The organism is Vibrio sp. Evd11, from assembly GCF_900382755.1.
Taxonomy (GTDB): Bacteria; Pseudomonadota; Gammaproteobacteria; order Enterobacterales; family Vibrionaceae; genus Vibrio; species Vibrio lentus.
Window position 1 is genome coordinate 93,276 of sequence record NZ_OSDX01000008.1, and the last position, 19,379, is coordinate 112,654.

Below are 19,379 nucleotides of genomic sequence, written 5' to 3' on the forward strand. Positions count from 1 at the left end.
GCCGTGTTTTTAGTCAATAACTTGCTCTTTTAGCGATTCAATTTGGCATTGGATGCGTGTTTGATTACTATGTGTAGCTATCTAAAAAAACTAATCATCCGATACGGACACTACCAACTGGTAGATGAGGAAATGATGCAACATCTAGAAGAGATCATTGCTAATGCAACGACTGCTATTGATACAGCAGATTCGTTAGTCGCACTTGATGAAGTGCGAGTTCAGTATTTAGGTAAGAAGGGTGAACTAACTCTTCAACTACAAAGCCTAGGTAAACTTCCACCTGAAGAGCGTCGCACTGCTGGTCAAGAGATCAACAAAGCGAAAGGTGCTGTTCAACAAGCGATCGCAGCTCGCAAAGACGCACTTCAACGTGCAGAGCTTGAAGCGAAACTAGCTGAAGAAACTATCGATGTGAGCCTACCAGGTCGTCGCATTGAGAACGGTGGTCTTCACCCAGTAACTCGCACAGTTGAGCGTATCGAACAGTTCTTTGGTGAGCTTGGCTTTAGCACTGAGTCTGGCCCTGAGATCGAAGATGCATTCCACAACTTTGATGCACTAAACATCGCAGACGATCACCCAGCTCGTACTGATCACGATACTTTCTTCTTCAACCCTGATCTAATGCTACGTACGCACACTTCTGGTGTTCAAATCCGTACGATGGAAAACGGCAAACCGCCTTTCCGCTTCATTGCTCCGGGTCGTGTTTACCGTAACGACTACGATCAAACTCACACGCCAATGTTCCACCAAGTGGAAGGTATGTTAGTTGATGAGAACGTAAACTTCGCACAACTTAAAGGCATTCTTAACGATTTCCTTTGTAACTTCTTTGAAGAAGAAGTTGAAGTGCGTTTCCGTCCTTCATTCTTCCCGTTCACAGAGCCTTCAGCTGAAGTTGACGTGAAACGTAAAGATGGCAAATGGCTAGAAGTTCTAGGCTGTGGCATGGTTCACCCTAACGTACTTCGCTCTGTTGGCATCGACCCTGAGAAATACTCTGGTTTTGCATTCGGTATGGGTGTAGAGCGTCTAACGATGCTTCGTTACGGCGTAAATGACCTTCGTGCGTTCTTCGAGAACGACCTTCGTTTCCTTAAACAATTCAAGTAATCCGGGGCAGTCAAAACTATGAAATTCAGTGAATCTTGGCTACGCGAGTGGGTTAAACCTGCAATTAACAGCGAAGAGCTAGCTCACCAAATCACTATGGCTGGTTTGGAAGTTGACGATGTAGAACCTGTTGCTGGTGAATTCACCGGCGTTAAAGTAGGTAAAGTGGTTGAGTGCGGTCAGCACCCAGACGCAGACAAACTACAAGTAACTAAAATTGATATCGGCGAAGAAGAGCTTTTAGACATCGTATGTGGTGCATCTAACTGTCGTCTTGGCCTAACTGTAGCAGTAGCAACAGTTGGCGCAGTACTTCCTGGTGACTTCAAAATCAAGAAAGCAAAACTACGTGGCGTTCCATCGCACGGCATGCTTTGTTCTTTCTCTGAGCTAGGTATCGACGTAGAGTCTGACGGCATCCTTGAGCTGCCAGAAGGCACAACGCTAGGTATGGACGTACGTGAGCTTCTTGAGCTTAACGACGTAACTATCGACGTAGACCTAACAGCAAACCGCGCAGACTGCTTCAGCATCCGTGGCCTTGCTCGTGAAGTTGGCGTACTAAACCGCGCAGACGTTACAGAGCCAACAGTTGACGCTGTTGCAACAAGCATTGAAGACACAGTATCTGTTGAAATCAAAGCAACTGATGCTTGTCCACGTTACCTTGGCCGTGTGGTTAAGAACGTAAACGTGAAAGCGGAATCTCCAATCTGGATGCAAGAAAAACTGCGTCGTTGTGGTATCCGTTCAATCGACCCAGTTGTAGACATCACAAACTACGTGATGCTAGAGCAAGGCCAACCAATGCACGCATTTGATCTAGCTAAGATCGAAGGCGGTATCGTGGTTCGTCTAGCAGAGCAGGGCGAAAAGCTAACACTTCTAGATGGCAACGAAGCTGAACTAAACAGCAACACACTTGTTATCGCAGACCAAAACAAAGCTCTAGCAATCGCTGGTATCTTTGGCGGTCAAGATTCAGGTGTTACTACTGAAACAACTGACGTTCTTCTTGAAGCGGCATTCTTCGCACCGGATCACATCCGTGGTCGCGCACGTGCTTACGGCCTTCACACTGATTCTTCTCTACGTTTCGAACGTGGTGTTGATTCAACACTTCAAGCAGCAGCTATGGAGCGTGCAACACAGCTTCTAGTTGAAATCTGTGGTGGTGAAGTTGCGCCAGTAAACGGCAGCGAATCTGAAGCTGATCTTCCTAAAGCAAACGTAGTTGCTCTACGTCGCGCTAAACTAGACAGCCTACTAGGTCACGAAATCCCATCTACAGACGTAGTGGAGATTCTTACTCGCCTAGGTTGTGAAGTTGAAAGCACTGATGCTGGTTGGACGGCAACGTCTCCATCTTGGCGTTTTGATATCGCAATCGAGCAAGACCTAATTGAAGAAGTAGGTCGTATCTACGGTTACGATAACATTCCAAACCAAGCGCCTAAAGCGGCACTTAAAATGAATGACCACAAAGAAGCTAACCAACCGCTTAAGCGCGTTCGTGACCTTCTTGTAGACCGTGGCTACCACGAAGCAATCACATACAGCTTCGTAGAACCAGAACAGCAAAAACTTGTTGTACCTGGTGTTGAACCGCTAATCCTGCCATTCCCAATCTCTGCGGACATGTCAGCAATGCGTCTTGGCCTAATCCAAGGTCTTCTAAACACAGTTGTTCACAACCAGAAGCGTCAACAGTCTCGCGTTCGTCTATTCGAATCAGGTCTACGTTTCATCCCTGAAGCAACGGCTGAAAACGGCATGCGCCAAGAAATGATGCTTGCGGGCGTTATCTCTGGTACTCGTGGCGAAGAGCACTGGGACATTGCAACTAACACTGTAGATTTCTTCGATCTTAAAGGTGACCTAGAAGCAGTTCTTGAGCTTTCTGCAAACGAAATCGCATACAGCTTCAAAGCAGCTAAGCACCCAGCACTTCACCCAGGTCAAACTGCGGCTATCGTAGTAGACGGTAAAGAAGTGGGTATCATTGGTACTGTTCACCCAGAACTAGAGCGTAAGTTTGGTCTTAACGGTCGCACTATCGTATTCGAAATCGAATGGGCAGCTATCAACACTCGCGTGCTTCCAGAAGCAGTAGCAGTATCTAAGTTCCCTGCAAACCGTCGTGATATCGCAGTAGTTGTTGACGAAGCAGTAGCTTCTGGCGACATCGTAGAAGCGTGTATCGCTGCTGGTGGCGAATTCCTAACAGGCGCTAAACTGTTCGACGTATACGTTGGTCAAGGCGTTGAAGAAGGTAAGAAGAGCCTAGCTATCGCACTTAGCCTACAGTCTGTAGAGCGCACACTAGAAGATGCAGACATCGCTGGTTCAGTAGATGCTATCGTAGCTTCAATCTCAGAGAAATTCGGCGCAGCACTTCGCGACTAATCTCTTCTGATAGATAGAAAACCAAAGGCCTCGCATTGCGAGGCCTTTTTTGTTTGCTAAGGAAGGATTCCTTCTTGTATTATAAATTAGTTAACCAAAATAATAGAGCTATAACGGTGGTGGGGAATATAGCTGGCAATAAAGTAATTAGAGTGTTTTTTATTGTGGTGGTTGCTGTTACTTCACCTCTATTGTCCGCTTTTAGTACGTTTGAGTGCTCGAATAAATTGAACCATTGAGTAAACTGCTCGGTAGATAAACACGCACTATGACCTCCTTTGTAGAACCTATTTATCATAATGTCAGTTAAACTTCCTTTAAAACCTTCTCTGCCTGCCATACCTAAACCAATTGCTAATGATTGGCTTGCTAAAAGTGCTTTGTCATTCAAAGCACAATTATTAACGATTTTTGTAATACCATGCTTTGTTACTATTTCTGACCAGTTATAGCCACTTTTTAACACTGAACCATTTAAAATTACTTTGTCAAAAGTTGGCGAATGTTCATTAGGAATATTTTTTAGAGCTTCGGCGATCAAATATGTACCGAAACTATGGCCGACTAATTGTACTTTCGCATTTGGATACTTACGCGCAACGAGCTGGAATTCTCTTGTTAACCTTTCGACCTCTATTTTTCTTCTAGGAGGAAATAAAAAACTGGTCACAGGGAAGTATTGGTAGTCGTATAGAAGGTGTGTATATTCACATCTGTTACCTTGAATAAATTGATCAAATTCGTTTTGCCACTCTCCATGTGTATTAATGCCATGGACAGAAAAGACTATTTTAGAATCATTGTTAGGTAACGTTTTGTCAGATGTTGTCAATTGATACTCTTCTACATAGTCAATGATTTTGGTTTTCCAAGTCATATCTGATGGACTATATAAGTAGGTGAAAACGCGATAACCTTGGTTCTCTTCAGTATATTTATCTCTTAGTTGTGAGTATTCAGTTAGGACGATAATGTTTTTTGGTGGTGTTATCTTTTTTCTTTTTTGTTTGTGTTTAACCCAGCGTAAAAGCTCGACTCCTCCTTCAGGGTTCTTAGCTTTTTCGTTTGCTGTGTTAGGTATTTGTATATCTAATATTACGAAAGCATAGCTTCTTTTAAGCATTTGCTGCATCGCATCTTCACTGTTTTCTACATGCTTAATATAGAAATTTTTATTAACAGATAATAGTAGCTCTTTAATACTCTCAAATTTTTCGGAAGAATCTTCGACAACTAAAAAATCAATCATTAATAATAACCTCTAATACAGAACGTAGTTTTTCCTTCCATGATTCATCAGATTTATCCCAAAATATTACATCATGAAGATTTTTAGAGAACTTGGTTAGTAATTCGTCTTTGAGTTTATTGAGAGCTACAGTGTCATCGTGATGACCAAATACGTCCCATTGTGTAATAATTACAGTAGGAGCTGACATTCTTTTGTGTTTCATGGTTTGAAGGATTTGTTTTCCTGATAAAGAACCTATTGAATTTTTCTCTTCTTCGTAACTAGGTAAACTCATGTCAAGTATAAATAAATCATATTTATTTTCTCGTAGGTTAGCAATTGCATCTGCAGGTGTTACTACGGTCTCAACATTTAAGTTATAAATATCTATAGCTTCGATTATAGATTCTAACTTAACAGGATTATCTTCAACTATAAGAACCTTTTTGTTTTCCATTCTAAACTCCTGAACAAATATCTAAACAATCAATCTCAATAGTAAATATAAACTCATCTCCTGAACTCTGAATTTCTATGCTATTTGGAACAGCAATATCAAGTTCTAAGTGTTTTTTAACCTTATATACGCCACTATTTTTTTCTTTATTAGCATTATGTAATTTGCTTACATCATTGATGTTACTATTGATCATATGGATAATTTCTTTATCTATATTTTTTGATAGGTTGGAAATTTCAATAGACACAGTCTCTTTCATTAATGATGTGGTTATTACTATTGTTATTTCGTCTTTGTTTTTTCTTCTTTTACAAGCATTCTCAAATATTAGTATAAATATATTAATAAATGACATTAAGTATTGCCCGTCAATTTTTTTATTGAAAGTGTTGTTTATTTCAAGTTCAACGTTTACATTGCAGAAAATTGTATCTACAAAACTTTTAGCTTCATACAAAGCAACTTCTAAGAGAAAATCATCAGCACTATACTCTGAGAAATTTAACCATTGAGATATGTTTTCTAGACGGTTATCTAATTCATTTCGAGTTATTGATATAGCGTCTATAAACTTTGTCGAAAAACTCCCTTTAAGAGTTGTTTCCAAGCTTTTTAATTCCTTCTTAAACAATTCACCAAGCCCAATTTGTATTAGAGCACGGCCAACATTTAAACACTCTTCGGACTTGTTATTCATAATCCCCAGACAATAATTAATACATGAATCAATGTCGTTATTACTATTTGTAAAAACAAGCAACTTAAAAACATCTGACTCGTCAATTATTATTTTGAATAATTTTTCTTTGTCATCCTTATCATTGGTGGCAACATGCATATAGACTGATTTTAATTTATTTATTCTTGTATCTATTCTCTTTGAGAATTTCTTGATTTTATTTTGAAGCTCTTCGTATTTATATCGGACTAGAAGGCTTCGGCATGTTGTCTCAAAATTTATATTATCTTTGTATTGATTGTTTTCATGGTCACATATGATCCCTTCGCTTTCAAAAATAGCTCTTAAAGATGGGACGATACCGTTGTGTCTTATATTTGTATTAAGTTGATAATCTAGGCCGTATTTTTGGTCTAACGTATAGATATCTCTAATAGCCATGAAAAACTCATATGCACTTACAAACAAGTTACTATTAACTTGACTTGAGATCTTATCTAAGCTGAACTCAAAGTTGTCTTTTTCATTCGCATAAGCCAGTTCAAAACTAGATATTATATTTTTCTTCTCGGACTTAAATATCTCGGCGATCATTTCTGTATTGATGTTTATTTTACCTGGTTCGACATCAGATACACATAAGTTTCTAGAGAATTGATGCTGAAGGAATTCAAGCTCTTTGGTTATTTCTTCTTCTTTGTATGATAAATCAGTTTTAAGTTTGGATAGAATCAGAGTCCTATCTAGCATTCTATCGTTTGATGTTGGGTAGATTTTTCTAATGATATGTAGAGACTCGAGAACGTCCAAGTTGCAAACTTTATGAAGCATAAATTTGTGTTTCTCATCATCAATACTTATATCGCTTGGCTTTGTTAGTTCTAGATAATCTAGATAATCATCTAAATGTAATGCTACTATCTGAGAGTCTTTCTTGGTCGTTAGTAAATGTAAGCTAATAGGGATCTCAACGGTAGGTTGATCTACAGGGTCACAATCTTCCAAGATGTCAATTATTTGTTTTTTGTCGAGCCTTTCAATACTTAGTTTACCTGAAAAATACATATCGGAAATGTATTTGCAAGCAAAATCAACACGATTGTTACTGAAGTACGATAGAATTATTTTATTGCTAATTTCACTAACCATATGGTGAGGGTTGTCTTGAATGCTTATATAAGTTTCAATGGCAAGGTCGAATTTTTTTTCGTGAAATAACTTATCGGCCAACCTTTTCTTTACTCTATATTCTGGTATCTGATCAATGAATTCATCAGAATTATTTGTAATACTTGAGCTTATCGAGGTGCTAATTATAAATTTTGAATTGAAAGGGTTCTTTGGTATTACAGTACACTCAAAGAAATCATAGATATTTTCAATTGATTTAAGCTTTTCTTCTGAAAATGAAATTATTTTTTTGTTCTTTCTAAGTGTAATAAATTGAACCGAATCAATGTTGTTGAACCTTAAAAATATCTTGTTTTTTCTAGCTTCATTTTTTTCATTATAGTCAAGGTTTAGTTCAATTAATTCCTTAAGTAATCCGTTATTATCTAGTGCAGCAACCCAATTTTCATTCAAAAGAGAATTACAGTAGAATTCATATATAGAAGAAGCATAAGGGTATTTGTTAAGAAAATCTTCGCAAAGACTGATACAATATCTATAGTTACCAGTGATATAAGTGTCACATATCTTGATAAAATCTTCTTCGATTTGTTCTTCAAGATAATTATCAAAATCATTGCTAAAATAGTTTTTTATTCTATTTGAGTTTGTTGAGTCTGCTAATTCTAGTAAACTACTTTTTAAGTAAGTAACTAAATCATAGTCAATAGAATTAGTGAACAACAGTCGACAGATGATATTATATATATCTACAATGTTGCTTTGCCAAAAATATGATATAATTGTTGTAGAGTCATACTTTTTTGAGGCATCAAATCTATGGAGAAAATCGACTACATGCGCATCGAATGCTTCTTCTTGTACTAATCCTTCTTTTAGTGAGTCTAATGAGAATTCAATCCTTTCAGCGATACTATTAGGTGATGTTCTTTCAAAGATTAGATCAATATCTCTCTTTTCAAGGTCAGATTTAGTGTTTTTAGTTAGCTCATTATAGAATTCTTCGAACTCATCATATTTTTCTAATGTAGCTAATAATGCAAATTTGCATTCAATGAACCAACAAGACAATCCAGATATATTTTTCACTTCTTCAATTGTGTTTAGAGCTTCTAGATAGTTTCCTTTTAATACTTGGCTTTCATATTTTGATTTTAAAATGTTGAATGAACCAAGTAGTTTTTTTTCTTTTTGTAATTTTATTAAAATTATTGATAGAACATGCTCAGGACTAGCATCTGGAAGCATACTTTCATCGCCACCGAACGGGGTTTTTAAAAACTTTGATTTGCTAAATAGCAGAGATGCTTGGAAAATCGGGTTGCTCAACTTTTTTCTTAGAGTTGTAATGAAAGTCGTAGCATCTTTAATTTTCAAACTCTGAGTCAATTCTTTCCTGAAGTTATATTGTTTTTTCATTTTACTAACTTATCTATCAATAGTTGTGTTTTAACTGTATGAATTATATATAATTTTCTCTATTATACCTAGCAGTTTGAACCTTAGCTTGAGATAGAAGCGCTCTAAGTGTGAATTCATTTATTTATGATCTAAGAGTCGAAAAGAGTGGTGTCGATGTAATGTAAAAAATTGAGTAGAGGTAACGTTTTTTCTATTTTATCTGAACCCCTTGACCCGACTACAACTTCACACTTTATAGTGGCTATATTGATTGAGAGGGACGCTTTCTGCGTTCCCTCCAAAGTAAGTAGAGAGACACTATGAAACGTTTAATTCTAAACCTCACACTCTTCGTATTCATGACGCTTGGTAGTATGAATGCCATGGCTCATGACTCAACGGTTAAGTATGGTATTGCGATATCTCACGATGGTGAGCAAATTGCTTATGGCAAAAGTGGGAGCGGGGATACGGCGCTGATCTTTATTCATGGTTGGAGCTTAGACAGTAGGCTTTGGCAAAACCAAGTGAGTGAGTTTTCAAAGCAGTACCAAGTGATTACTATGGACTTAGCAGGGCACGGTAACTCGTCGTTCAACCGCGAAGAGTACACCATGGTTGCGTTCGCTGAAGACATCAAAGCCGTAGTCGAGAAAGAACAACTCGAATCCGTCATCTTAGTAGGGCATTCAATGGCGGGTGGTGTGATTGCAGAAGCCGCTAAACTGATGCCGAAAAGAGTGAAGGGCATTATTGGTGTCGACACATCTCAAAACGTCGCACTAGCGGTTTCACAAAGCGACCTAGATGCAATGACCAAACCATTTGAAGCTGATTTCCAAACGGGCATTACTATGTTCGTGAAAGACTCGCTACCAAAAGACGTAGACGCAGATTTACTTTATTGGGTAACACAAGACATGGCCTCAGCGCCTCCAGCTATCGCAATAAACCAGTTTCGCCATTATCTAGGCCAATACGTGACAGGCGAAGCACACCGCGTGTATGAGAACGTGAATGTGCCAGTGATATTGGTTAACGCTCGCTTATGGCCAACGGATTCAGAAGCGAACAAGAAACACATCAAGGATTACAGCATTTACTACATCGAAGACTCAGGCCATTTCCCAATGCTCGAGCAACCTGAGCAGTTCAACACAACGTTGATGAACGCGGTGAAGTCAGTGAAGTAGGGCACTGTAGTTGTTAAAATATGGATGTAATCATCCTATAGATAAAACAAAGGCCTCGTGTGTACTAGGCCTTAGTTTTCTGAGTCAAATCGATGGAATCTGTCAATCTGATAGAGTCCATTATTTTTTGTCTTGAGATTCTTTATATTTTTTTGCAATCCACTCATGCAAATGAAGCCCCGTTTGACGCTTTAGGAATACACTGATACCAGCCAAAATTAACAGTCCAATTATTGTGCCCATAATCATCTCCACGCTTTGTCATTTTTAAATTCATTTTAATCAATACGTTAGTGTTTTGATTAATCCATTGATTTCATCATTTTATCTATATTAAGCCCACCAAGATCCTCGAGGTTGTTCTTAATCTCTTCATCGATTGATAGCTGGCGTTCCACTTTCTTTATTTCCTTCTCAAGAAACTTTTCAACTTCTTGAGATACATTGAACATTAGCCCTTGTTCACGCGCTGCTTTTCTCGCTAGTTTAAGGCGAGCATCCAAGTCTGAAGAGATTTTAATGTTCAGTGATACTTTAGGTTGCTTCTTCTGTAATGACATATCGATTCTCATTTTTAACGTAAAAATACTATAAACTTTTCTACCTTTTTAGCAAGAAATTTTGAGGTTGACGGATTCAGAAGCGAACAAGAAACACATCAAGGATTACAGCATTTATTACATTGAAGATTGAGGCTACTTCCCAAAGCTAGAGCAATCAGACCAGTTCAACGCAACGTTGATGAAAGCGGTGCAGTCAGTAAGGTAGGGCGCTGGTTCGATAAAAAATGAAGGCCTCAAGTAAGAGAGGCCTTTGTTGAAGAGGGTAGGGCTAATTTTAGATTGGCAAAATGTGTTTTAATCTTGTAAATGCAGCCAATCGATTTTTAGTATTATCATTGAATCGCGTTAACACTATGGAACTGAACACCCTACTCTAGTTTTGCTTCAGCTTCAGCTAATTTCAGTTGCGCTTCGGCCAACTCCACTTTTTTATTGATTACTGCAAGCTCTGCTTCGATTAAGGCCAAGGACTCACCTTGACCCAACTCTGCTGTTGCCAATTGATTCTCTCGTTGCTTCTTAATCATATCGAGCTTGGATTGCTCTCTATCGATAAGCCCTTGTTTAACTGCAGCTGATGTTTGGCTGGCAGTTAGGCTTAGAGCTTCTCCACTGCTTGTTCCTTTCGATGTGTACTTTACAAGCTCTGAACCATCGTTTCCAAAGCTTAGCCCTTGAGTCACATCAGAGAACGCTTTGGCATTTAACGGAATTATGGCTACACCACCAAGCTGCTTAACTGTGTGGAACCCACTGTAAGCCTCTCGTTTGTTAAGTAATATTTGTGCCTCAACCGCCCCCCCCAATCTGTACGGAATTCCAGCGAGCGGTTTACCGCTGTCTTTCAGCTGAGTGATACCCAAAGCTTTGTCACTAGGCCAGTCTTCTGATGATACAATCTTTAGCTCAATTATCGGATTCTTCAAATTGCTTGTGCCAAACAGCGCGTTGGCGTCTCCAATCTCGTCATAGAGCGCTTCATAGATATTCTCTTTTTTTTCAAAAGATAATTTGTTAGGGTCTATTTGTCTTTTCACAACGACCTCTTTGAGTAGCTTAGTTTCTACTTCCTTCTCAGTCGTTCCTGCCACTGCTACTGATATAGCAGTATTTACTACAGTAGATGCGACGTTTCCTACAATCTCAGTCGTTTTGTCATCGACAATGATATTAGTCGATTTAAACATCCCGTTCACAAAGTCTAGAGTGATATCTGTATCTTTAGTAAATGCGTCAAGACTGTTTGGATCAAAGACAAATGACGCTGAGTAATCAGGTACTGTGAGTGTTCTCAAGACAATAGGCTTTTCTAGGACTATCTTTTGCGTGGTAGTAGCTTTCCCTCTTTTCCCCTTGTCATCTATGGAGTATGTTTTTATTTCGTAATGCCCGTAGGAGATTTCCATCTCGAAGATTGTTTTTGGTAAAGAAAATGCAATTCCTTGCGGAGTTTGCGCATCTAAAGTTGTTCTCTGAGTTAATGGATGTACTTCACTGGTAGTTGTACAACCAATCAGCAGCAAAGTTAATGTAACCGCAGAAAAACTAGCTATTTGACGTTTCATATAAGCCTCTCTTTATCTCTTATTTATATATAGATTAACTGGATTGGAAATGTACCCAATGTGTGTCTTCCATCAGCCAACACATCATAGAAGACTGGTGTTTGTTCACTTGGATCAATGATTGCGGCAGTAGCTTCACCTAATTTGTCCCATATAATGAAATTGAACGCATGGCTTTGAGTAATAACCATCCCAATGGCCGGCGGTGAAACTTGTGCGCCTTGCCAAGCCTTTTGACGATATAAAGCAACGGTGAGTGCCTTCAATTGAAGTGCGTAGTCATCACAATCTGACAATTGATGACTAAATGTCGAACTATCTGGTATTAATAAGCTTGGACTTGTTTGAATAATCGACAAAATTTCGTCTTTGGTAACAGGGGTATACTGATCATCTAAGCCGATAACTACCTTATCTAAATCACTCATGGAAGCCGCGTTGGACTCCCAGCTTCCTTCAAAGTAATTCATTAAAGCGATTTTTATCGAATCTAGTTCTAGCTGCATGACATAACCTTTCTTATGTTTGGCTTGATTAAATATTGAGCAATTTGTGAATAATGGTAGTCGAGCGCATGTAGTGTCTTTTGGTGTTATCTCACACTTTCTGTAAAAGTGTAAAAAACTAGTTGCATAACTTTTCTTTTGTTGATCTAGATGTGTAAAGGCGCGTATTTGAGTTAGAATAAAATACCAATTTTGACGTTGTTACTGTTCGGTCTGCTGAATGTTCCCAAATGGTAAAAAGCTACTGTTTTCTCTAACTCGATTTCTCACACGCCTACCGCCTTTGAAGAACTAAAACCGATGTTCATCGAAGATGCTGGCCCAATCCCATCTTACTTTTCTAGAAACAGTGAATTGAGCCTGATTAATCAAGCCAAGCGCAGCTATGGTTTTTTGCTACACTTCACGACGTCATCACTGATACCAGTACTTACCAAAGTAAAGATCTAGAAGAAGACTTGAACCCACAACTGGCGTGTATCGTTGAAGGCCGTGGTCGTATGTTCATTTACCACGGCGGCTATGTGGCTTTCGTCGATGACGGGCAAACCTTCACTACCCGAATGGACTAAAGCCAGTGAAGTAGGGCGCTGTAGTTGTTAAAAGATGGATGTAACCGTTGATAGATAAAACTAAGGCCTCGCGTGTGCGAGGCCTTTTTGTGAGTTGGAGCTTTTGCTCGCTACATTCATTTCAATTTGCGAGTGATGATCGCATCGTTCATTCGTTTATGGTCCTTAAACGATGGCCTCATAGTTATATAAATGACCTATCACCCACCCCTAGATACGTAATTATCACCCCTGTTATTAGTAAGGGCTGACCGAATTTAGGAGGTACTTTCTAGTGATAATCACTTTAACTATGTGTTTAGGACGTCCTGCTATGGCTAAGAAAATAATATTCATTCATGGTCGCGCTCAAAAGCCCGATAAAGCTCACCTTCAAGCACTCTGGTACGATGCTATAGAGCATGGCTTACAGCGAGATTGTGGAGAATCAAGTTCATTACAAGCTTTTAAAGATGTCGATAAACGCTTTGTTTATTACGGTGAACTATCGAACACATTGTTAGAGAAACCAACGGAAGACCCTGCAAGTCGACAGCAAGCGCTGTCTGAACTCAAAAAGTACAAGACAAGTCAGTTCAATAAAACAACGTATAACCAGGTATCTAAAATTGGTTTTCTAAAAGAGGCGTTAGCAGACACATTTTCATCGCTATTTGGAAAGCTAGGTATGGCTGAGACACTCATAACGAAGGTCGCGCCGGACATGGCGCATTATTGGAATGAAGATACCTATTTTGGCAGCGATGTCAGGCATAGGCTAATGGTTGAGCTGAAGGAAGCGCTTGATAATCAGGATGACGTGATGATTGTATCGCACAGTCTCGGATCGATGATCAGTTACGACGTGTTGTGGAAGCTGTCTCATTACGGAGAGTATAGACACGGCTATGGTGCAGACAAGAAGGTCAACTTATTGCTTACGCTCGGGTCACCGTTAGGTGATGAAAACGTAAAAGATAGGCTAAAGGGGAGTCGCTTGAAAGATGAGAAGAAGTACCCTTTAAACATTCAGCAATGGATAAACATATCGGCAGAAGATGACTTTATCTCTCATGACAGCAAAATTAGAAATGACTTTAAAGATATGCTCAAACTGGATCTGATACCCGGCGGAATGAAAGATATTCACCCCATTTACAACCTCAATATTCGCAACGGGAAAAGTAATCCGCACGCTTCCATCGGTTATCTCATCAACCCTAAATTCATCACAGTATTGGACGAATGGCTCTCCAGTTAATTTAGTTTTACTATCGTAAATTGCTTCGCTGTTCGCTCGTTGATACTTAGATAAAACTAAGGCCTCGCGATTGCGAGGCCTTTTCGTATTTCGACCAAAACTCAATATTAATCGAGTTTAACGAAAGCTTGGGATAATCGCGGGAATCCCCGGTAGAAGGCCAACCAGCGCCATCACGCCACTTAGCACAATAAACATAATGCCAGGCAACACCCAACGGCTCATTTTACTAAGCTCACTACTGCGTTCTTTACAACCGACTAAGCCTAAGTTATCTAACAGCATGGTGAGAGCCCAACCAAATGCAGGGTTAACGAGCGCTGAAGAAAATACAACAATCGCTGCTGATTGTGTGGTTTTCCCTTCACGAGTCATTTCCATTCCAGCTTCTAGCAATGGCACAAATACCCCAACAATAAGTGCTACACACAATACAGGTTGCCAGATAGCTAGATCCATTGGGTAACCCCAAACTGCGGCGATGATACAGAACAGAGCTGTAAGCAATGCACCAGCAGGAATAGGGCGTTTAGCAATCGCCGCTGGTACGATGTAAGTACCCCATGAAGACGTAAAGTTAGTACCACCGAGCAGAGAGCCGAACGTTTGACGAATTGAAGCCGTGGTCATGGTGTCATCAATGTTCATGTGTACTTTTTCGGTACGTTCTGGATAGCTGATCTTTTGAAACACTTGATGCCCTAAGAAATCTGGCGACCACATCGCTACGGCTAGAATCGCAAACGGCAATACCACCATGAAGTGTTCAATCGTCGGTAGGCCTAGCATCCAACCTGTATCTTCTCCCCACCAATACATAGGGTTCATGTTAGGTAAGCCTGGCTCAGTGTGGAAAGCAAATGGCGCGCCCATGGCAAATGCAATCGTACCACCCAGTAAGCAGCTAAGAGGCACAGCTAGCCAACGCTTACGGAAGTGTTCCAATAACGCGTACAAGATAATGGTGCAAAAGATTACGACAAACGCGATATGGCTCATGCCAATTCCCTCTGCCCAAGCGAACAGCTTTTTCACTTGAGAGGCGGTTCCAACAAAGCCGAGGTAGAGCAATAAGCCACCACACACGCCTTTACTGGTGAGGTTGGCCAACATGCTGCCACCTTTACTGATGGCTAAGATTAGGCCAAAAGCGCCAATCAGCAATCCAAACGCCATAGGGTGACCGCCTGCTGCAACAACAATCGGAATTAAAGGGATGAGTGGGCCGTGTGTACCTGCGAGGTTCGCGGTCGGCAATAGGAAGCCAGAGAAAATAATAATGAAAACGGAGGCGATGAGGAGTTCATAACGAACGTTTTCTAGAATGAAGTCTTCATTTAATCCGAGAGCCCCCGCAAAGGTAGCAGCAATCGCGCCCACCATCACCACTTTACCAATGGTCGCTGCCATCGCTGGGATGGTGTCTTCTATCTCGAATCGATAATCTTTAAACGGCAAATTTGGACGCCAGCGCTTAGGCGACATGATTTGTAATTCGTGTTCTAAATACTGTTCTCGGGAGTCAAACTCTGAGCTTGGTTTGTGTTGTTGTTCATAGGAGAGTTCGTCCTCGTTGGCTTGAGGCTTATCTCTTCGTATATGTACCGACTCTAAAGTGCTGCTCATTTTGATTCCTTTCTTTCACACTCTGAGGTGTGTTGTTCCAACAAACGTAATTTACTCACGCAGAAGCGCAAACAACATGTCAACTTATAATTAAAGATTCATTAACATTTAGTAGTTATTACCTTATACCAAACCAAAAAAAACAAATAGACTCAGTTAGTTAGACATTAGTCGTAGAGTAGGTCGACTAGTATTAGACTCTGTAGATAGTGGGTGTCTGGTTATTTGTAGTCCTTTAATTTCTCCCACGTTATGCACTGATAGTGATAGAATCTCCGCATCAGAATTATCGAGAAACTAGGTATTTATAAACAATGTTTATCCATCATGTTAACGGCATCGACTGGCTGGTAATTACAGCTTTTGAAGAACTGAAAACTATGTTTATCGAAGATGCAGGCCCAATCCCATCTTACTTCTCTACTGTCAGTGAATTGAGCCTGATTGATCAAGCCAAACGCAGCTATGGATTTCTGCCTACACTCCGCGGTGTGATCACTGATACCGGCACGTATCAAAGTGAAAATCTTGAAGAAGATTTGAACCCACAGCTTGCGTGTATCGTTGAAGGGCGTGGTCGGATTTTTATCTATCACGGCGACTACGTGGCTTTTGTCGATGACGAGCAAACCTTCATTACCCGTATGGACTGAGAGTGATTCAGTGAGTTGAGATCGGCGAGTTGGCAAATCGGCGAGTTAGCCCACCTAGAATTTAAAACTAAAGGATTAATACGATGGCAAAAACGATCTCATTGGTACTTGGCAGTGGTGGCGCAAGAGGCTTGGTGCACGTTGGAATCATCCGCTGGTTAATGGAGCATGGCTATCAGATAAAATCCATCTCTGGCTGTTCAATTGGTGCACTTATCGGTGGTGTCTACGCTGCGGGCAAGTTGGATGAATTTGAAGAGTGGGTCACCAGTATCGACCAATCGGATATGGCTATGATGTTGGACTTTTCATGGCAATCGAGCGGGATGTTCAAAGGGGACAAGATCATCGACACACTACGTGAGTTGATCGGCGAGATTTCAATTGAAGCTCTGCCCATCCCTTATACCGCCGTCGCTGCCAACGTCGCCGATGAAAAAGAGGTTTGGCTGCAATCAGGCTCTCTTTTTGATGCTATTCGCGCCTCTATCTCTTTGCCACTGTTCTTCACACCTCATGTTATTAATGGCGAAGAGCTCATTGATGGCGGTGTACTCAATCCCGTACCGATAGCGCCTACCTTTGGAGACAATACAGACGTTACTTTGGCTGTGAACTTAGGTGGTGAACCTGAAATGGTACAACAGGAAGTGAACCCTGCTTCTTTACCTGCGAAAGAGGGCAACTTGCACGACAAGGTCGTCCACTTTATCGATAATCTAGGTAGCAGTGTAAAAAGCAAAATGAGCTTTAACTTTGCAGCCTACGACATTGCCAACCAAGCGTTTGATGCGATGCAATCGACCATTGCTCGCCAAAAACTGGCCGCTTATCCTGCCGATATTACGCTTGAGATCCCACGTAATGCCTGTGGCACCTTAGAGTTTGATCGCTCACAAGAGATGATAGATAGAGGCTACCATTTGGCACAGGCTAAACTGGGCAACCGACTTTAATGTGTTTGCTGCTGAATGAGATTAGGGCGTGTTGACCTTTCGCGGTTAAATTGTGTTCGAGATAAAAGCGTTTTAATCGCGGCGAGGGAGAAGTAGCCTAGTCATTCTAAGCAAATCTCCCTCAACAAAGAGTAAAACGCTTTTAGCCGAACCCTTCGGGCAGCGTTTGCTGGTCATTTCTACTGCGTTATCGGCTTCTCATGTAGGCTAGCTACACATCGATGCCTCTGCCTTGTATAAATACCCAGCAACTCGCTGCAAAAATCAGCTCGAAAGATCAACACGCCCTAATTATGGAAACTGAACTAAAAGAGCTTGAACTCCACGAGCTTATGGCAACAAAAGATGTCATCGTACTCACTAGCTCAGAAGCAGCTGCCGTATCTTGGCTGATAGATTGTTATCAAGAGAACGCTGATATCCAGATTATCGAGAACACACATCAGCTAGATACTGGAGCGGTTTTGGCGCAATGCCGAGACAGCCTGAGTAAAAGTAAAAAGGTCATACTTACCGCGCAGTTTCGCAGCCAGTTGCCTATCATCAATATCGCTTCACTGTGTAATGAGAAGCGTAAATCACTAATCAATATTGAGTTATCAGGCTGGGATGAAGAAAATCGTCTTCCTCATTCTTATAGCAGTTTCTAGGTTATAGCTGTTTCTAGTCAACTGCATTCGCTATATAGCAGCCGTTTAGGTCGCAGACAATGTAAGACCATCACTTCAAATGTCTGCCGCCATCAAGGTGCAAAGTTCTTCCTGTCATGTAATTACTGGCCAACACGAACTTGATGCCATCTATTATTTCCTCAAAGCCCGCTTCTGAGGGAATCAGAGCTTTCTTCAGCGCTTTGGTTTTGTATGCCTCATCGTCATGTTCATTAAACTTGATCATGGCTGGAGAGAGGGTATTTACTTTGACCTTGGGAGCCAGCATCGCTGAAAACGATAGCGTTAGGTTGTTGAGCGCAGCTTTACTGGCTGCGTAAGCGATGTGTTTTTTACTGCCTTTTTCCGCAACATAATCACTGATGTGGATGATGTCTGAAGTTTCATCGCCAGACATCAATTGGTCTTTGAGTGTTAAATTGAACAGGTAAGGCACGGTAGCGTGAATCGTCATCATCTGGTGCATGATTTGGGATGCATTGTCACTGGGCTTGTTTTTGTTCTCAGGCTTCCAGTCTGAAGCGTTGTGTATGACGGCTCGAAGTGTCTTATATTCTTGACCAACATAATCAAGAAAGCCCTCTAAGCTGCTTTGTTGATAAAAGTCTACTTGCTGCAAGTCGGCTCCACTGTCGCGCAACAGTTGCAGTTGAGGATAGTCGCTGCGGTAGGTGCCAACCACTTTGTATCCATCCGCTAAAAGTTGCTGCGCCAGTGCGAATCCGAGTCGCTTTCCCACGCCGGTTATCAGGATCGTTTCACTCATCGTAAAAACTCAGCTCTGGTTTGACGGTTAGTTTTGAAAATACCACCGAGAGCGGTCGTTGAGGTTTCAGAATTAGCATCCATCACGCCTCTGGATTTAACACAATAGTGCGTCGCTTTAATCGTCACGGCCACGTTTTCTGTTTCAACGAGAGTCTGTATCGCGACTAGGATTTGTTGTGTAAGGCGTTCTTGTACCTGAGGACGCTGAGCAAAGAACCGAACGATACGGTTGATTTTAGACAGCCCAAGAATCTTGTTTTCAGGGATGTAGGCGACTTCCGCTAAACCATCAATAGTAATGAAGTGATGTTCGCACGTAGATGTTAAGTCGATATCCGATACCTTAACCATTTCATCAACCGACATTTTATTTTCTATAACACTGATTTTCGGAAAGTTATCGTAATCTAGCCCTGAAAATATCTCATGTACGTACATCTTTGCGATGCGATGGGGTGTTTCAGCAAGGCTGTCATCGGTTAAATCCAGCCCAAGCGTACTGACAACTTCCGTCAAAAGTCCTTTGATGCGGTTGTACTTCTGGTTGGGATTCATTTCACTCGGTGTCATTGGAGTTTCAAGTCCTCTTGCGAGCAAAGCTTCTCTTACTTTTTCGGCTTCTGTATTCAGCATGACGCA

16 protein-coding genes and 2 pseudogenes are annotated in these 19,379 nt (G+C 40.8%); 9 read left to right on the top strand and 9 right to left on the bottom strand.

The annotated features are described in order from the left end of the window. The first annotated feature begins 135 nt into the window (after positions 1–135). A complete protein-coding gene (gene pheS / locus ED652_RS05390) occupies positions 136–1,119 on the top strand; it encodes a phenylalanine--tRNA ligase subunit alpha (protein ID WP_004734764.1) in 984 nt (327 codons plus the stop codon). Between the two features lie 18 nt (positions 1,120–1,137). Next, positions 1,138–3,525: a phenylalanine--tRNA ligase subunit beta gene (gene pheT / locus ED652_RS05395; protein WP_102344653.1), complete on the top strand. Its 2,388-nt coding sequence runs from the start codon at positions 1,138–1,140 to the stop codon at positions 3,523–3,525. A 79-nt stretch (positions 3,526–3,604) separates the two neighbouring features. Here the strand turns inward: pheT and ED652_RS05400 are convergent, their stop codons facing one another. From ED652_RS05400 to ED652_RS05410, 3 genes are read right to left on the bottom strand one after another with little or no spacing between them, the layout of a single operon-like run. Continuing rightward, the gene (locus ED652_RS05400; RefSeq protein ID WP_122053764.1) at positions 3,605–4,774 is read right to left on the bottom strand and encodes a response regulator; all 1,170 of its coding nucleotides are present in this window, start codon (positions 4,772–4,774) and stop codon (positions 3,605–3,607) included. Further along, entirely contained in the window at positions 4,767–5,213 is a 447-nt protein-coding gene (locus tag ED652_RS05405) for a response regulator (protein ID WP_122053765.1), read from the bottom strand. The genes ED652_RS05400 and ED652_RS05405 overlap by 8 nt, the downstream gene beginning before the upstream one ends. Before the next feature lies 1 nt (position 5,214). Next, positions 5,215–8,445 (bottom strand): hypothetical protein, encoded by a 3,231-nt coding sequence (locus ED652_RS05410; protein WP_122053766.1) that lies wholly within the window; start codon positions 8,443–8,445, stop codon positions 5,215–5,217. Positions 8,446–8,747: 302 nt separating this feature from the next. Between ED652_RS05410 and ED652_RS05415 the strand changes: the two genes are divergently transcribed. After that, complete coding sequence (locus ED652_RS05415; protein ID WP_122053767.1) at positions 8,748–9,620, top strand: alpha/beta fold hydrolase; 873 nt, start codon at positions 8,748–8,750, stop codon at positions 9,618–9,620. Positions 9,621–9,922: 302 nt separating this feature from the next. Here the strand turns inward: ED652_RS05415 and ED652_RS05420 are convergent, their stop codons facing one another. Continuing rightward, positions 9,923–10,180 carry a hypothetical protein gene (locus ED652_RS05420; protein WP_122053768.1) on the bottom strand — a complete coding sequence of 86 codons (258 nt, stop codon included), beginning with the start codon at positions 10,178–10,180 and terminating at the stop codon, positions 9,923–9,925. Between the two features lie 64 nt (positions 10,181–10,244). Between ED652_RS05420 and ED652_RS23950 the strand changes: the two are divergent. Further along, a pseudogene (locus ED652_RS23950) lies at positions 10,245–10,388 on the top strand (alpha/beta hydrolase); the annotation flags it as partial. A gap of 163 nt (positions 10,389–10,551) precedes the next feature. On the opposite strand, the gene ED652_RS05425 reads toward ED652_RS23950, so the two are convergent. Further along, the gene (locus ED652_RS05425; protein WP_122053769.1) at positions 10,552–11,748 is read right to left on the bottom strand and encodes a hypothetical protein; all 1,197 of its coding nucleotides are present in this window, start codon (positions 11,746–11,748) and stop codon (positions 10,552–10,554) included. Between the two features lie 23 nt (positions 11,749–11,771). Further along, positions 11,772–12,254, bottom strand: a complete 483-nt coding sequence (locus ED652_RS05430; RefSeq protein ID WP_122053770.1) for a hypothetical protein — start codon at positions 12,252–12,254, stop codon at positions 11,772–11,774. 300 nt (positions 12,255–12,554) lie between these two features. Here ED652_RS05430 and ED652_RS05435 point away from each other — a divergent pair. Together ED652_RS05435 and ED652_RS05440 are read left to right on the top strand one after the other, a co-directional pair. Further along, a pseudogene (locus ED652_RS05435) lies at positions 12,555–12,826 on the top strand (cytosolic protein). Between the two features lie 313 nt (positions 12,827–13,139). Then, the gene (locus ED652_RS05440) at positions 13,140–14,066 is read left to right on the top strand and encodes a hypothetical protein (protein WP_122053771.1); all 927 of its coding nucleotides are present in this window, start codon (positions 13,140–13,142) and stop codon (positions 14,064–14,066) included. Between the two features lie 117 nt (positions 14,067–14,183). Here the strand turns inward: ED652_RS05440 and ED652_RS05445 are convergent, their stop codons facing one another. Beyond that, the gene (locus ED652_RS05445; protein ID WP_122053772.1) at positions 14,184–15,692 is read right to left on the bottom strand and encodes a DUF3360 domain-containing protein; all 1,509 of its coding nucleotides are present in this window, start codon (positions 15,690–15,692) and stop codon (positions 14,184–14,186) included. Positions 15,693–16,006: 314 nt separating this feature from the next. On the opposite strand from ED652_RS05445, the gene ED652_RS05450 reads away from it, so the two are divergent. The 3 genes from ED652_RS05450 (at position 16,007) to ED652_RS05465 (ending at position 17,951) form a co-directional block, all read left to right on the top strand. Further along, positions 16,007–16,345, top strand: a complete 339-nt coding sequence (locus tag ED652_RS05450; RefSeq protein ID WP_122053773.1) for a cytosolic protein — start codon at positions 16,007–16,009, stop codon at positions 16,343–16,345. Between the two features lie 83 nt (positions 16,346–16,428). Continuing rightward, a complete protein-coding gene (locus ED652_RS05455) occupies positions 16,429–17,301 on the top strand; it encodes a patatin-like phospholipase family protein (protein ID WP_122053774.1) in 873 nt (290 codons plus the stop codon). A gap of 293 nt (positions 17,302–17,594) precedes the next feature. Next, positions 17,595–17,951: a hypothetical protein gene (locus ED652_RS05465; RefSeq protein WP_122053796.1), complete on the top strand. Its 357-nt coding sequence runs from the start codon at positions 17,595–17,597 to the stop codon at positions 17,949–17,951. Between the two features lie 70 nt (positions 17,952–18,021). Here the strand turns inward: ED652_RS05465 and folM are convergent, their stop codons facing one another. Beyond that, complete coding sequence (gene folM / locus ED652_RS05470; protein ID WP_122053775.1) at positions 18,022–18,738, bottom strand: dihydromonapterin reductase; 717 nt, start codon at positions 18,736–18,738, stop codon at positions 18,022–18,024. Next, positions 18,735–19,373: a GTP cyclohydrolase I FolE gene (folE, locus tag ED652_RS05475; RefSeq protein WP_122053776.1), complete on the bottom strand. Its 639-nt coding sequence runs from the start codon at positions 19,371–19,373 to the stop codon at positions 18,735–18,737. The genes folM and folE overlap by 4 nt, the downstream gene beginning before the upstream one ends. Between the last annotated feature and the right edge of the window lie 6 nt (positions 19,374–19,379).